The organism is Coriobacteriaceae bacterium (assembly GCA_025993015.1).
Classification (GTDB): domain Bacteria; phylum Actinomycetota; class Coriobacteriia; order Coriobacteriales; family Coriobacteriaceae; genus Collinsella.
In genome coordinates, this window is the sequence record DAJPFV010000001.1 from 536,623 (window position 1) to 551,805 (window position 15,183).

Sequence of the window (15,183 nt, forward strand, 5' to 3'; positions counted from 1 at the left end):
CAGTTACCTTTGCGAGAGACGCCGACTCGGCTCATCGAACACCAAAAGGGCTGGCCCTGATAACTCGGAGCCAGCCCTGAGTCGCCTGACGTGAGACTCGCGGCGTTACTTGAGCTTCAGCGCCTCCATCATGGGCACGGCAACATCCCAGTCGATCTTCCAGCCGATCGACACGCGGACGGTTTCACCCGTTGCGGGAGCCGTCGCAAACAGTGTATGGCCGTTGTCGGGACCGGTAAAGCGCAGCCACGTTATGCCGTTGTACTCGACCTGGTCGGTTGTTGTCTCCTTGCCTTCGTAGATCTGCTCTAGGCTTGCAACCTCTTCCTCCGGCGAGCGCGGGAAGATGCTGATGTTCAGGCGTCCTCCAGTCTCGTCGTGGAAGAAGTCTGCCTTTTCGCGCTCTTCGTTGGACGAATCCAGCGTGTACCCATCGGCGGCCTCGATACTGTACGATGCGCAATCGATGCCGGTCATATTGGCCGCGTCACCAGAATCGGCCACACCGCCGGCCGCCTTGAACTCCTTGGTCTCACATCCCGTGGTGTCAAAGTGCATGGCCTCATGATTCTTGGCGGGGGCATAAGCGTCTACGAACTCGACAGTGATGGGCCCGTAGTACGCCGTCTTGGGCGCCCAGAAATACACGTACTCAACGGTCTCGCCCGGGCCGATATCTGGCCTCTCGGAAAGGTCGATGCCCTCGTGCAGCTCATCGGGAGCCTCGCTTGCAACGTAGTCGAGCACGGCCGCCTTGCCGGAAGTAAACAACGGGTCGCCTGCCTCAAGATCGCCCTGGGCAGCATGCACGTTAAAGGAACTGAACGTCCTGTTCTTTGTGTTGTTGTTGGTGATCTTGATGTGCAGGTAAAAGCCGTCCTGCAGCTTGGCATCGCCGCGATAGAACGTACCGTGAGCCACAGACTCATAGGTAATGCCTGCTACCTCGACCGTCTGCGAATCATAGGCCTTGGCCTTCTTGGACTTCTCCTGCACAGGTGCGCTCCCGCCCGAGCCACTCGGCGCATTACCGCCGCAGCCAGCAAGCGTACACGCCAACACAGCCGAAAGCGCCACGGTGGGAATTCCTAACAGCAGCTTCTTCGTCATGGGCTTCATCATCCTCACCGCTCCTTTCGCTTGCAGCTCATCCGTTGCCCGAGGCTTTCGTCGCCCCGTGGCATCGGCTTCCACAATGAGCGTATGACGAAACACGGCGCCGGCGAAGTGACCCGTGGCCCAAATAACGCCCCGTTAGACCCCCTTTCAGACCAAAAGGGCCCCAGTTCGCATACCCTCGGCCCACAAAACGAGACGCATGTCCCAATGTTCGATTCAATCCAACAATCCGCATGGCGCGTTTTTGACAAACGCGTCCAACCGCAAACGCAGCAGGACGCATTCGACCGCTTTCAAACTTACTCGGACAGAACCGACTCGGATTTGTCCGAGTAAACGCTGTTCCACCAAATTCCGAACGATTGTTCGATGGATTTCGTGTTGGTTGGAATCGTCTGTGGGCTGGGCTATGCTACCTTGACTATCTATATGACTTAAACGCAGCAAAGGAGCACCGAGAGAGCGAGTATGGCAAAAAACACCGCAAACTATGGTAACGACAGTATCCGCCAGCTCAAGGACGAGGAGCGCGTACGCCTGCGCCCCGCCGTCATCTTTGGCTCGGACGGACTCGACGGCTGCGCGCATGCCGCCTTCGAGATCCTGTCCAACGCCGTTGACGAGGCGCGCCAGGGCTACGGCAAGCTCATCACCCTTACCGCCTTTCGCGATGGTTCCATTCAGGTAGAGGACAACGGCCGCGGCTGCCCGCTCGACTGGAACCCCTCCGAGAAGCGCTTTAACTGGGAGCTCGTCTTTTGCGAGCTCTACGCAGGTGGCAAATACAACAACAACCAGGGCGGCGACTACGACTTCTCGCTCGGTACCAACGGCCTGGGCTCGTGCGCGACCCAGTACGCCTCCGAATACATGGACGTCACGGTTTGGCGCGACGGCAACAAGTACTCCCTGCACTTTAAAAAGGGCAAGGTCGTTGGCGCCAAAAAGAAGGCACTCGAGATTGAGCCCAGCGACGAGGACCGTACCGGCACCACCATCAAATGGCGCCCCGATCTTGAGGTCTTTACCTCCATCAGCATCCCCCACGATTGGTATCGCGAGACCATGCGCCGCCAGGCCGTGGTCAACGCCAACGTGACCTTCCGCCTGCGCATTGAGGGCGACGATGGCGAGTTTTCCGAAGAGGACTTTTGCTATCCCAAGGGCATCGAAGACTACGTGCTCGAGAAGGTCGGTACCGACTACCTCACCGAGCCCTTCTTTATCGAGGCCGACCGTCGCGGTCGCGATCGCGAGGACCTGCCCGACTACAATGTAAAGATCACCGCGTGCATGTGCTTCTCGCGCACCTTCATGATGCAGGAGTACTACCACAACTCATCGTGGCTCGAGAATGGCGGCTCGCCCGAGAAGGCCGCCCGCAGTGCTCTGACCAGTGCCATCGATGCTTACATTAAGCAACAGGGCAAGTACAACAAAAACGAGAGCGGCATTAAGTGGCAGGACGTCCAGGACTGTCTGGTGCTGGTGACCAACTGCTTCTCCACCCAGACGTCCTATGAAAACCAGACTAAGAAGGCCATCAACAACCGCTTTATCCAGCAGGCTATGACGGCCTTCTTTAAGGAGCGGCTCTCGACCTACCTAATCGAGAACAAAGACGCCGCCAACAAGATTCTGGAGCAGGTGCTCATCAACAAGCGCTCGCGCGAGAACGCCGAGAAAACGCGTCAGAGCATCAAGACCAACCTGCAGCAGAAGACCGACATGGCCAACCGCGTGCAGAAGTTCATCGACTGCCGCTCCAAGGACAAGGACCGTCGCGAGATCTACATCGTAGAGGGCGACTCGGCAGCAGGCGCCATCCGCACCTCGCGCGATGCCGAGTTCCAAGGTGTTATGCCCGTCCGAGGCAAGATCCTCAACTGCCTGAAAGAGGACTACCCGCGCATCTTTAAGTCCGACATCATCATGGACCTCATGCGCGTGCTGGGCTGCGGCGTGGAGATCAAAGACAAGCGCATCAAGAACCTTGGTGCCTTCGACCTAGACAACCTCAACTGGAACAAGGTCATCATCTGTACGGACGCCGACGTCGACGGTTACCACATCCGCACGCTCGTACTCACCATGCTCTATCGACTGGTGCCCACGCTTATCGACGAGGGCTACGTCTATATCGCCGAGTCGCCACTCTACGAGATCAACTGCAAAGAGAAGACCTACTTTGCCTACACCGAGCTCGAGAAGAACGGCATTCTTAAGGAGATCGGCGACCAGAAGTGCTCCATCAACCGCTCCAAGGGTCTTGGTGAGAACGACCCGGACATGATGTGGCTCACCACCATGAACCCCGAGACGCGTCGCCTGATCAAGGTGGAGCCCGAGGACGTCACCAAGATGGAAACCATGTTCAACCTTTTGCTGGGCAACGACGAGGCGGGCCGCAAGCGCCATATCTCCGAGCACGGCAAGGAATACCTGGACCAGCTGGACCTGCAATAGCAGCAAATCGATAACGACGGCCCATAAGAAGTTCAAGAGGAAATCGTGGCAAAGAAGAAGACGAAGAACCAGCCAAAGAAAAAGCAGGTCAACGCCGAGAACGTCATCGGCCTGCACTCCGAGGTCACCGACCAGCCGATTACGCAGACGCTCGAGGTCAACTACATGCCTTACGCCATGAGCGTCAACGTCTCGCGTGCATTCCCCGAGATTGACGGCTTTAAGCCCTCGCATCGCAAACTGCTCTACACCATGTACAAGATGGGTCTGCTCAAGGGCGAGCGCCAGAAGAGCGCCAACATCGTGGGCCAGACCATGAAGCTCAACCCGCACGGCGACGCCGCGATCTACGAGACGATGGTGCGTCTGGCAACCGGCAATGAGGCGCTGCTCGCGCCGTTCGTTGAGTCGAAGGGCAACTTTGGCAAATACTATTCGGGCGACCTGAGCTACGCCGCCTCGCGTTATACCGAGGCCAAGCTCTCCCCCATCAGCGCCGAGATCTTCAAGGACATCGACAAGGACCCGGTCGACTTCGTCGACAGCTACGACGGCGCCATGAAGGAGCCGCGCCTGCTGCCCACCACGTTCCCCAATATCCTCGTCTCGGCCAACAAGGGCATCGGCGTCGCCATGGCATCCGATATCTGCGGTTTCAACCTCAACGAGGTCTGTACCGCCACAATGCATTACCTGCAGGATCCCGACTGCGATCTGCTCGAGTACATGCCCATGCCCGACTTCTCAACCGGCGGCGAAATTATCTACCGCCGCGAGGAGATGGAAAAGATTATCGAGACCGGTCTTGGCAGCTTCCAGATCCGCTCCCGCTGGCGCTGGATTCCCGAAGAGCGCATCATCGAGGTTTATGAGATCCCCTACACCACCAAGACCGATGTCATCATCGAACGCATCGTCAAGCTCTCCAAAGAGGGCAAGGTCAAGGAGATCGCTGATATCCGCGACGAGACCGACCTCTCGGGCTTGCGCATCGCCATCGACCTTAAGCGCGGTGTCGACCCCGACAAGCTCATGGCCAAGCTCTATCGCTCGACCACGCTGCAGGATTCGTTCTCTTGCAACTTCAACGTGCTGGTCGACGGCTATCCCCGCGTCATGGGCGTGCGCCAGATCCTGCACGAGTGGGTTGCGTGGCGCATTCAGTCCACGCGTCGCCGCATTAACTTTGACCTGGGTAAAAAGTCCGAGCGCCTGCACCTGCTGCACGGCCTCGAGGCGATCCTGCTCGACATCGACAAGGCCATCGCCATCATCCGCGGCACCAAGCTCGAGGCCGAGGTCGTACCCAACCTTATGAAGGGTTTCGACATCGATGAGACCCAGGCCGAGTTTGTTGCCGAGCTCAAGCTCCGCAACATCAACGAGGAGTACATTCTCAACCGCACCAAGGACATCGCCAAGCTCGAAGGCGAGATTGCCGAGCTCGAGGAAATCCTCTCGAGCGAGGAGAATATCAAGAAGGTCATCAGCGACGAGCTGGCCGCCGTCAACAAGAAGTACGTGATGCCGCGCCGCACGGGCAGGATCGAGCCCCACGAGGTTGTCGAGGTGAGCCTGGAGCCCGAGGTCGAGGAGTACCCAGTGACCATCATGCTCTCGCGCGACGGCTACCTCAAGAAGATGACGGACCGTGTGCTCAAGAAGGCTGCCACGCTCAAGTACAAGGACGGCGACAAGCCCTTTATCGAGTTCCCATCCTCCAACACGCACGAGCTGCTCGTGTTTACCAACAAGAGCCAGGTGTACAAGTGCAAGGTCGCGCAGTTTGAGGACACCAAGTCGGCCCAGCTGGGCTCGTACCTGCCGACCGATCTTGAGATGGAACCCGACGAGAGCGTCATCTGGGTTATCGACCCCGAGGACTACAAGGCTGACGCGCTGTTTGTCTTTGAAAACGGCCGCGTGGTGCGCGTCACGCTTTCCGGATACGTCACCAAGACCAACCGCAAGCGCCTCAAAAACGCCATCTACGGCGGCAGCAAGTTGCTGTATGCCCAGGTGCTCAAAGAGGACCGCGACATTGCGCTGGTCTCGAGCGACTACCGCCTGATGAACTTCAACACGTCGTTGCTCAAGACCAAGACGACCACCAACACGCAGGGCGTCCAGGCATTCACGGCCAAGAAGGGCCGCTCGGTCACCACGGTCGGCACGACCGAGGACATCCTCGGCACCGGCGTCTCGGCCGAAAAGTTCACCGCGCAGAGCCTCCCCTCTGCCGGCGCCCTCATGAAAGAAAACGACATGCCGAGCCTGTTTGACTAAAACAACGGCGACCGAACCGTCATGAGCTCGCAAAACGACGAGGCCCGGAACGCAGTAGCACTGCGTCCGGGCCTCGTCGTTTCTCATCGCGGGCATTTTTCCGCGTTTAAAGTTAGCAGCAACCGGCCCTCGCCTGCCCTTAGGCAAGCCTACGAGCAAGCTCGCGCACCTCTTCCAGCTTGGGTGACGAGGCCATGCTGTCGCGCTCGGTCATGCCGCTGATAGTGACGATGCCCTGGTCGTCCCACTTGCAGTAAGCGCAAGTGGCCTTGTACATAGCAATCGCCGCGTCATAGACCCCATCGCTATGGCTGTCGAGGAGCAGAGCCGTCTTGGCAAACGGAAATCCCGTAGCACCGAAGGCATACAGGCGATCGATGGCGATCTTCTCCTGCGCGGTGATGTCAAACCAGTAGATGGGCGAGGCGAAAACGACCATGTCGGCCTCTTTGAGCGACTCGATCACACCGGCCATCCCGTCCTTCTGCACGCATTCACCCTTATGGGCAAAGCAGTACTGGCACCCCAGGCAGCCGCCGATCTTCTTGCTGGCAACACGAATGACTTCCACCGTATGACCGCTCTCACGCGCAGTCTCTGCAAATGCGTCGACCATGGTGTCGGTATTGGCACCTTTGCGAGGGCTGCCGCTCAGTACAACGATATTCATAGCCTTCTCCCTCCTTCGTACCGCAGGCGCGCGGCACGCAGCTTGTTTTAACCAAAACAGATGGAGCTATTCAATCGCTTGCGAATCAAATATTTTGTTCAAGCGTTCCAGGCACAATCTCATTGGCCGATTGCTCCTCCGCCGGCTTGATTCAAATTTACGTGATCACATCCGAAAAAACCAATCCGCATTTGCGCGGCCAAGCAGCCCGCCTAGATTTCCATGCCCATTCGTCGCGCCTGCTCCAGTGCAGGGTGCCCGGCGATTTCGCCCACGCCGCTCACGCCGCCGGCGAAAACCGTTCCGGCGAGCGCGCGACGGGGGAAACAGTCAACCCAGCCTCGTACGGCTTTCTCCGTTCCCTCGAAGGTCGAGCGCCCGCCCTCCGCCGCCGCTGCCAATAGATACACCTCGGTAAATGCATAATCGGAGCCGAAGAGCGGGTTGGCGCGGTCCAGCATGGTCTTGAGCTGCCCGCAGACGCTGTAGTAGACGGGCGTTGCGACACCAGAACATCGGCGTCGTGCATCTTGGCGGCAATTTCCACAGCATCGTCTTGGATGACGCAGCGCCCCAGCTTTAGGCAGGCAAGGCAGCCCCTGCCGAAGCCCAGCTGCTTTTCGCGCAGGAGCACGGTCTCCACGCTGTGGCCCGCCTCCCGCGCGCCGTTGGCGAAGGCGTCCGCCAGCGTCTCGGAATTGCCATTCTTTCGCGGACTCGAAGAAACCACCAAAACCTTTTTGCCCATGACGGAGCACCCCTTGCACTCCCTATTTGCATTGACGAAAATGACGGTATTACCTAAACCTGACTTTAGGTCAAGCTTCAACTTGAAAATGAATGGAGGATGCGCGTGTACACAATCGGACAGGTGGCGGAGATGTTCGGTTTGCCCACCTCAACACTGCGGTATTACGACAAACAGGGGCTGTTCCCGGAATTGAAGCGGGCGTCCGGTATTCGCCAATTCGGCGATACGGAACTCGAGGCGCTTCGGGTCATCGAATGCCTGAAGAAGGCGGGGATGGAGATCAAGGACATCCGGCTGTTCATGGAATGGTGCGCGGAGGGCCCATCGACTTATCCCAAACGCAAGGCCATGTTCGAGGAGCGGAAGGCCCACATGGAGTCGGAGATCGCGAACATGAACCGCGCGCTGGATATGCTGAAGTTCAAATGCTGGTACTACGAGCAGCTGAATCAGGGCAACGACGAGGCTGAGCTGAAGGCGCTCATTCCCGACGGCTTGCCAGAAGAAATCAAAGAGGCCTACGAAAACGCACACGCTTGATAATGCCGCTCGAGGTCCAGCAGGTCGATGTAGACGTTGTTGGAGGACGAGTCCTTCCGCGCAACGGAGGCGGAGAACGCCTTCATGAGCTCGGACTTGCCGGAGCGGCGCATCCCCGTGATCACCTTGATGTCCCGGGTGCCCTCAAGCGCCCAAAGCCGCTACAGGTACGTGTTGCGGTCTACCCAGGCCATCATCCGCTCCTTCCGGTTTCGAAACTCGAATTCTTTTAAAGTTTCGAAACCGGGAAGGCAATATCTCGGTGACCAGCACGACTTTGCCCTGCTTGAGCAGTTTGTCGATGGTCTGCTCGATTTCCCTGGCTATATACACAACGCCTCCCGTCTTTCCGATGGGAGGCGTTATTTCACTTGCTTTTATTGTGGTCAAATTTAGGAATGCAATTCCTAAATTTCTCTATTCCTACTCAATAGGCAAATACGCACGCACGTACCTATGGTAACCGGCCGAATCGAACGTTCGCGCCAGCAGCAAGCCATGAAGGGGCCCTGCTATCGTGTAGCCATCATCTACAGCGCATTTCACGAAGCCGGAAAAGAGGTCGGCCCCAAACCCGCCGCGGTCACCGGCGTCGAGCACCGTCGAGAGCGTCCGCGACGGTGCAAGCTCCACAACGCCCTCGCGCCCGCATTCCTCACCCAGTTCCCTATACGCCTCGAGCCGCATGGCCGACCCCCAAAAATACCGCCGTTCGCCGGCCACGGGAAACCAGAAGTAGGGCTTCATAAGCGCGGCGTTTCGGTTTGCGAAGGCGACGGCGTCGGTGCATATATCCGCAGGCAAACGATGCTCCTCGCGCTCTACGACGTAGATGCAGCCCGCAAAGTCGCGCTCCTCCACAACGCCCAGGTCGCTCTCGCTGGAACGCAGTTCCTCCATAAAGCGGCTGTGCTCGCTCAGGGCGAGCTCACGCCGACGCAGGTCGTGGCGCATCTCTTCCTCGCGTCGGGCAAGCTGGCTCTCGATATCCCCCGGCGTGCGCGCCGTGAGCAGCTCCTGCACCTCCGCTAGCGAGAAACCCATGGCCTGATAGTACTTGCAGTCCCACAGCAGGTTCATCTGCCAGTCGTCGTAGTAGCGGTACCCATTGCCTGGATCGATCTCGGGCTGGATGATCCCGCGTTTCTCATACAGGCGCAGCGCGTCGCGGGTGAAGCCCAGCTTTTGGCGAATGTCTTTTTGCGTGTACCGCATGGATTATCTCCCCAAACCGCTTGACCTGGGTGTTGCCCCCACCTTGAACATTAATCACATAGTACATGGGCGCAGTATGCGCGCGCCACGATTTCTTGGAGGTAGTAATGAAGCTCGACACTCTGTTCTCTCCCATGAAAATCGGATCTTGCGAGATCCCGAACAGGCTTGTCGTCCCCGCCATGGTCACCAACTACTGCAACCTCGAGGGCACCATCACCGAGCGTTACCTTCGCTACATGGAGGAGAAGGCCCGCGGAGGCTGGGGCCTGCTCATCACCGAGGACTACTGCGTCCAGGAGAACCGTAAGGGCTACACGCGCATCCCCGGCCTATGGAACGACGGCCAGATCGAGGGCAACAAGGACCTGACCGCCGCCGTTCACGCCCACGGCTCCAAGATCTTCTGCCAGATGTACCACCCCGGTCGCCAGGTCATGCCCCAGTCGACCTTTGGCCTCGACCTCGTCGCGCCCAGCGCCACCACCTGCCCCGCATGCCAGGGCCCCGCTCGCGACATGACCATCGACGAGATCACCACCCTCGTGGACGACTTCGGCTCGGCCGCCGGCCGCGCCAAGGAAGCCGGCTTCGACGGCATCGAGCTGCACTGCGCCCACGGCTACTTGCTGGCCGAGTTCCTCTCCCCCGCCATCAACCGTCGCGTCGACCAATACGGCGGCTGTTTTGCGAACCGCGTGCGCATCGTGGACGAGATCATCGTTTCTATGCGCGAGCGCGTGGGGGAGGACTTCCCCATCATCGTCCGCGTCTCCAGCGATGACCTCGTTCCCGGCGGCCGCACCATCGCCGAGACCCTGCAGCTGTGCCGTCATCTGGAGGAGGTCGGCTTCGACGGCATCAACTGCTCTAACGGCATGTACGCCAGCAAGCCCACCGACCAGGTCATCGCCCCCATGTTCACCCCGCACGCCGTCAACATGGACCGCTGCGCCCTCATCAAGCAGGTCGTGAACATCCCCGTCATCCTCTCCAACCGCGTTAACGACCCCGAGATGGCCGACACCCTGCTCGCCATGGGCACCGCCGACTTCGTCGCCATGGGCCGCGGATCGCTCGCCGACCCCCACATGCCCAACAAGGCAAAGGCTGGCAAGACCTGCACCATCAGGCAGTGCATCGGCTGTCTGCAGGGCTGCGAGTTCCCGCTCTACATCGACTCCGAGGTAACCTGCTTGGTCAACCCCCGCGTCGGTCGTGAGTACGAGGACGCCATGGACAAGGTCGAGACCGCCAAGAAGGTCATGGTCATCGGCGCCGGCCCCGCGGGCCTTCAGGCTGCCGAGGCTGCGGCAAAGCGAGGCCACGACGTTACCGTGTACGAGGCCCAGGATCAGCTGGGCGGTCAGTTCCGCTCCGCAGCCTTCCCCGTCGGCAAGGGCGAGCTGTCCATGTACATCAGCAGCCTGCGCGCCAGCCTTGAGGAGCTCGATGCCAACGTCAACCTTGGCCAGGAGGTAGATGAGGACCTCATCGCCGCCAATAAACCCGACGCCATCGTGATCGCCACCGGCGCCAAGCCCCTCACCCCTCCCATCCCCGGCATCGAGAACGCCGTTTTCGCCGAGGACGTCCTGCTTGGCAAGGCAATCGTCAACCCCGGCCCCGTCGTCGTATGCGGCGGCGGCGAGGTAGGCGCCGAGACGGCCGACTTCATCGCCCAGTACCGCGACGACGTCACCGTGATCGAGATGCGCGGCGAGCTGTGCCTGGACATGATGCCCATCACCAAGGGCGCGTTCATGGAAATGATGGCCCGTTCTGGCGTCAAGTCTCACGTCAACGCAACCGTCAAGTGCATCGAGAGCGGTGTAGAGGTCAACACCGACATCGCAAGTTGGAGCGGCGAGGCGGGCGCCGGTAGCCAGAACGCAACGGGCTTCGCCGTCGTCTATACCGATGCCCAGGGCGTCGAGCACAAGCTCCCCGCGGCGACGGTCGTCTCGGCATTCGGCTACAAGGCTTACAACCCGCTCGAGGAAATCGCCCGCAAGCACTGCGACAACGTGCAGGTAGTCGGCTGCGCCGTCAAGGCCGGTAACGCCGTCGTCGCCTCGCGCGAGGGTTACGAGGCGGGCCTGGCCATTTAGGGCCCAGATCCATTAACTTAGGTCCCCACTTCCTTACGGGAAGCAAGAACAACAAGGGAGGCAATCGTGCACACGATTGTCTCCCTTTCGTTTTTGGTGTCCGTAACTAACGTATGCACACCACCCGCAAACCTTTACAGCCCGCACTCAACCACCTGCGGCTGACCGGGAATACGGGAATAATTGAGCCGTTATCCCGGGTGGGAATGGGCTCGCTAATCAACCACAACGCTGCCGTTCTGCGTCACCGTCACGGTCATGCCGTCAGCTACGTAGCTCAAAAACTCCTCGCCCAGGCAGTCGATCACCGGCATGGGCGTGGCGTTGCCCAGCCACACGTCTTGCAGGATGGCGCCAGCAGCGGCCAGCGAGTCTATCTCCTCGCTAAACAGCAGGCACGCGGGCTGCCTGTCCATGGCCACGGCGCAGTACAGTACCAGGCCACCGGTGGTCGAACCTATGGTCGCGGGCAGGCACAGTGCCTTGCCGCGCATCTTCTTGCCGTACAGGTCGGGGTTGTTCTGGTCGCCACAGGTCGACTCCTTGTCGCCAAACTGCAACGCTTTCTGAAACGACGCGAGCGTGTTGAGCCCGCCGTAGCTCACGAGTGCCGTCGCGCTTACGGTCCCGGGCACCACCACACGCCCCGTAAACGTCTTTGTCATCATCGCGCTCCCTTCGTGAGGATGTCCAGAATCTCGTCGTCGGTGTAATAGCGCGCGCTCGAATACGTGCGCAGCTTGTTTGAGTTCGTGATCACGGGCATCTTCGCGCTCAGCGGGTTGTTCATATACATGAGCGGGCAGATGCTCGACACCACCACGCCCGCCGCATCCAGCACGCGCGCAGCCGGCGTGGTCGCAAAGCGCTTCGCCACCGCGGGTGCCGCCGTAAACACACACGGCACGCTCACGCGCGTGCGGCCGGCCTCGGCCAGTCCCTGCGCTATGCGCTCGCTCCACTGCTCGAGCTGCTCCATACTCATATGCGGGCACCCCATAAAGCACAGTTTGGGTTTGGCGTCCGCGTTCTTCCACACCACCGGGTAGCTCGCGCGCACGCGCTCAAGCTCGGCGTCGTCGATCACATACACCTGCGCACCCTCGCGCACGAGCGTGCGGCCCTGCTCTCGCGCCTCAGGCGTCAGCCCCTCCACGTGGCACAGGCCCACCGAGCCGTTCGACGCGCACGCCGCACCCATGTCCTTCAGGTACGCCTTCGCGCTGCCATCGAGCTCATCGCCCAGCCACGCGTCCAGCCCTGTGATGTAAGGCACGTCGGCCATCACGCGCATGCCGATGGCCGAACCCAAAAGCTGCGCCTCGGGCCTTCGCTCGCAGCGTACCTCGACCACCCAGTCGGCGCGTCTGCCGTCGTCGGTCAGCAGACCAAACCGTGGCACGAACCCGCACACCGACCCCATCAAATCGATGATGCCCGAGTTGCGGTTGCATCGCGCGCCCAGCACCGAGTTCGCATACACCACGGCAGACGACTCCGACCAGCTCAGCACATCGCCCATCGCGGGCACGTTGCCCACCTCGTCCATGTAGCACGTGCATGTGAACGCGTCGTCGCCCATCAGCCCCAACTCGCGCAACTGCCCCTCGTAAAAATCCTGCTTGCTGTACATGAAGTGCTTAAAGATGATCTTCTGCAAAAAGCTCGCCGGCACGTTGTCATCCAACGGCCTGGGGTCTACCGAGAAACCCATCTGGCTCACGGCCCCTTCGTCTATGAGCTTGCCCATCAGCTCGTACACCGGCCCCAGCGCCTTGAGCCCAAAGCTCGTCACAAGGTGGTTGTACTTGCTCGTCACGCTCACCATCTCGTCGGCACCGTACAGGTCGCCGTAGCGCACGAGCGTCTCGAGCACCTTCGCCATCGTCTCGCCGCGCTCGCCGGCGAGCATCGCCTCTTGTTCGGCGGTCAGTTTCATAGCTTTCCCCCTTCTTCTTACAGCGTCATCGCCACGTCGTACGCGCGCCAGATCACGCTGCGCAGATTGCCCACGCCGTTGCAGTCGCCCACCAGGCGAACGCCACGGCCCGATCTCGCAAGCGGCGCAGGCGTGTACCCCGTGGCCGTCACCACGGCGTCGGCTTCGATGTCAAACGTCGTACCGTCCGCGTGCCTGCAGCTCACGCGCAGGCCAGCGTCCCCGGTGCGCGCGATGCCGACAAGCGTGGTCTCAAGATGCACAGGCACCTGCTTCCAGGCGAACCACTCGCGCAGGTACGAGCTGTTGGCCAGGCATACGCCCTTCTGCGCCACCAGGTCGTCGGCCATCTCGACAATCTCGACGTCGCGCCCCTCGAGCGCGGCGTCGTAGGCCACCTCACAGCCGGTCAGGCCGCCGCCCACCACCACAACGCGCTGCGCCGCGGGCGGATTCTCCAGGTAGTCGCACGCCTCACGCGCCAGCTCTATGCCGGGGACGGGCAGCGTGCGCGGGGTCGAGCCCGTCGCAACCACCACAGGGCCGTCGAGCTCGGTAATGTCGCGCACCTCGTCACCCAGGCGCACGTCCACGTTAAGCTGTACCATCTGCCGCTCATACCAGGCAAGCAAGTCACGCATCTTATCCTTGTAGCTTGCCCGCGCGGCAGCGACGAACACGCCGCCCAGGCGCTCGCCGCACTCGTGAATCACCGGACGATGGCCTCGCAACGCCAGCACACGGGCGCACTCCATGCCGCCGATGCCGCCGCCCACGATGTGGATCGTCTTGGGCGACGAGGTCGGCTTGATGTAGTGGCGCGACGCCTGCATGGTCTCGGCGTTCACGGCACAACGCGCCAGATGCAAAGAATCCATAAGGTCCTGGTCGTTGGCCACACCCTTGTAGTGGCACATGTTAAAGCAGCCGTTATGGCACAGGATGCACGGGCGGATATCGGCCTCTCGACCCGCTTTAAGCTTCGACACCCAAGCAGGATCGGCCAAGAACGGCCGAGCGAAGCCTGCGGCGTCGATACGTTTCTCGGCGATGGCCGCGGCGGCGTCGGCGGGCTCCATGCGTCCGGCGCATACGACGGGCACGTCGATGTGCCGGCGCAGCTCGGCCACGTCGTCTAGGTTGCAGTTCTTGGGCATGTAGATAGGCGGGTGGGCCCAGTACCAGGCGTCATAGGTACCGTTATCGCAGTTGAACATGTCGCAGCCTGCGTCGGCCAGGTAGCGCGCAGCCTCGATGGACTCGGCCATGTCGCGGCCGGCCTCTACGAACTGCTCGCCAGGAAGTGCGCCTTGACGCAGCCCCTTCGTCTTGGATTCGACGCTGTAGCGGATGGACACGGGAAAGTCGTCGCCGCAGGCACGCTTGATGGCACGTACGATCTCGGCCGCGAAACGATACCGGTTCTCCAGGCTGCCGCCGTACTCATCGGTGCGCTTGTTCACGTATTTCAGGGCGAACTGGTCGAGCAGATAGCCCTCATGGACGGCGTGCACCTCGACACCGTCGACACCTGCCTCCTTGAGCAGACGCGACGACTCGGCGAACGACTCGATGATCTGGTCGATCTCGGGCTTGGTGATCTCACGCGACGGCACCTTGTCCGACCAGCGGTTGGGCGAGGCGCTCGGCGCGGCGCAGATGCGCTCGAGGTCCATGACGGGCTTGGCAGCGGCGCGCAGGACCGGGTTCGTGTAGAGCGCCTCCATGAGCGGACTGATGGTGAACGATCGGCCGAAGCCTGCCGTGAGCTGCACGAACAGCTTGGCGCCGGTTGCATGGAACACAGGCATCCACACCGCTAGGTCGCGGTACATCTTCTTGTTCTTGTGTAACCATTGGCCGAACATCGGGTTGTACACCGGCTGGCATCCGGGCAGCACCAGGCCGGCATCGTGCTTGGCCACCTCGAGGAGGAACTCGGCTCCTGCACGGTCGAAATGGTTCTTTTCCATCCAACCGAACAGGTCGGTGCCACCCATCGACGTCATGACGATGCGGTTCTTGATAGCGAGAGAACCTATGGTCCAAGGCTCAAAGAGAGGCGCGAGGGTATCGTTCACGGGTG

12 protein-coding genes are annotated in these 15,183 nt (G+C 60.5%); 4 read left to right on the forward strand and 8 right to left on the reverse strand.

Features of this window, described 5'->3' with window-relative positions:
- Nucleotides 1-105: 105 nt before the first annotated feature.
- Entirely contained in the window at nucleotides 106-1,119 is a 1,014-nt protein-coding gene (locus tag OIL77_02360; GenBank protein HJI44266.1) for a DUF5067 domain-containing protein, read from the reverse strand.
- Between the two features lie 468 nt (nucleotides 1,120-1,587).
- On the opposite strand from OIL77_02360, the gene OIL77_02365 reads away from it, so the two are divergent.
- Nucleotides 1,588-3,585 (forward strand): toprim domain-containing protein, encoded by a 1,998-nt coding sequence (locus OIL77_02365; GenBank protein ID HJI44267.1) that lies wholly within the window; start codon nucleotides 1,588-1,590, stop codon nucleotides 3,583-3,585.
- Nucleotides 3,586-3,630: 45 nt separating this feature from the next.
- Nucleotides 3,631-5,871 carry a topoisomerase IV gene (locus OIL77_02370; GenBank protein HJI44268.1) on the forward strand — a complete coding sequence of 747 codons (2,241 nt, stop codon included), beginning with the start codon at nucleotides 3,631-3,633 and terminating at the stop codon, nucleotides 5,869-5,871.
- A 139-nt stretch (nucleotides 5,872-6,010) separates the two neighbouring features.
- On the opposite strand, the gene OIL77_02375 is transcribed toward OIL77_02370, so the two are convergent.
- Nucleotides 6,011-6,541: a flavodoxin family protein gene (locus OIL77_02375; GenBank protein ID HJI44269.1), complete on the reverse strand. Its 531-nt coding sequence runs from the start codon at nucleotides 6,539-6,541 to the stop codon at nucleotides 6,011-6,013.
- 212 nt (nucleotides 6,542-6,753) lie between these two features.
- Nucleotides 6,754-7,002, reverse strand: coding sequence for a hypothetical protein (locus OIL77_02380; GenBank protein HJI44270.1), 249 nt, complete (start codon nucleotides 7,000-7,002; stop codon nucleotides 6,754-6,756).
- Between the two features lie 392 nt (nucleotides 7,003-7,394).
- Here OIL77_02380 and OIL77_02385 point away from each other — a divergent pair, with 392 nt between their 5' ends.
- Nucleotides 7,395-7,832 carry a MerR family transcriptional regulator gene (locus OIL77_02385; GenBank protein HJI44271.1) on the forward strand — a complete coding sequence of 146 codons (438 nt, stop codon included), beginning with the start codon at nucleotides 7,395-7,397 and terminating at the stop codon, nucleotides 7,830-7,832.
- Here OIL77_02385 and OIL77_02390 read toward each other — a convergent pair.
- Both OIL77_02390 and OIL77_02395 read right to left on the reverse strand, forming a co-directional pair.
- A complete protein-coding gene (locus tag OIL77_02390; protein ID HJI44272.1) occupies nucleotides 7,811-7,957 on the reverse strand; it encodes a hypothetical protein in 147 nt (48 codons plus the stop codon). The genes OIL77_02385 and OIL77_02390 overlap by 22 nt on opposite strands.
- Nucleotides 7,958-8,255: 298 nt before the next feature.
- On the reverse strand, nucleotides 8,256-9,047 hold the full coding sequence (locus OIL77_02395; GenBank protein ID HJI44273.1) for a MerR family transcriptional regulator: 792 nt from the start codon (nucleotides 9,045-9,047) through the stop codon (nucleotides 8,256-8,258).
- A 107-nt stretch (nucleotides 9,048-9,154) separates the two neighbouring features.
- Between OIL77_02395 and OIL77_02400 the strand changes: the two genes are divergently transcribed.
- Entirely contained in the window at nucleotides 9,155-11,158 is a 2,004-nt protein-coding gene (locus OIL77_02400) for an FAD-dependent oxidoreductase (protein ID HJI44274.1), read from the forward strand.
- 215 nt (nucleotides 11,159-11,373) lie between these two features.
- Here the strand turns inward: OIL77_02400 and OIL77_02405 are convergent, their stop codons facing one another.
- Genes OIL77_02405 through OIL77_02415 form a run of 3 tightly spaced genes read right to left on the reverse strand, consistent with a single transcriptional unit; the run spans nucleotide 11,374 to nucleotide 15,178 of the window.
- Complete coding sequence (locus tag OIL77_02405) at nucleotides 11,374-11,823, reverse strand: DUF126 domain-containing protein (GenBank protein HJI44275.1); 450 nt, start codon at nucleotides 11,821-11,823, stop codon at nucleotides 11,374-11,376.
- The gene (locus tag OIL77_02410; GenBank protein ID HJI44276.1) at nucleotides 11,823-13,097 is read right to left on the reverse strand and encodes an aconitase X catalytic domain-containing protein; all 1,275 of its coding nucleotides are present in this window, start codon (nucleotides 13,095-13,097) and stop codon (nucleotides 11,823-11,825) included. Before OIL77_02410 ends, OIL77_02405 begins: the two co-directional genes overlap by 1 nt.
- A 17-nt stretch (nucleotides 13,098-13,114) precedes the next feature.
- On the reverse strand, nucleotides 13,115-15,178 hold the full coding sequence (locus OIL77_02415) for an FAD-dependent oxidoreductase (protein ID HJI44277.1): 2,064 nt from the start codon (nucleotides 15,176-15,178) through the stop codon (nucleotides 13,115-13,117).
- Between the last annotated feature and the right edge of the window lie 5 nt (nucleotides 15,179-15,183).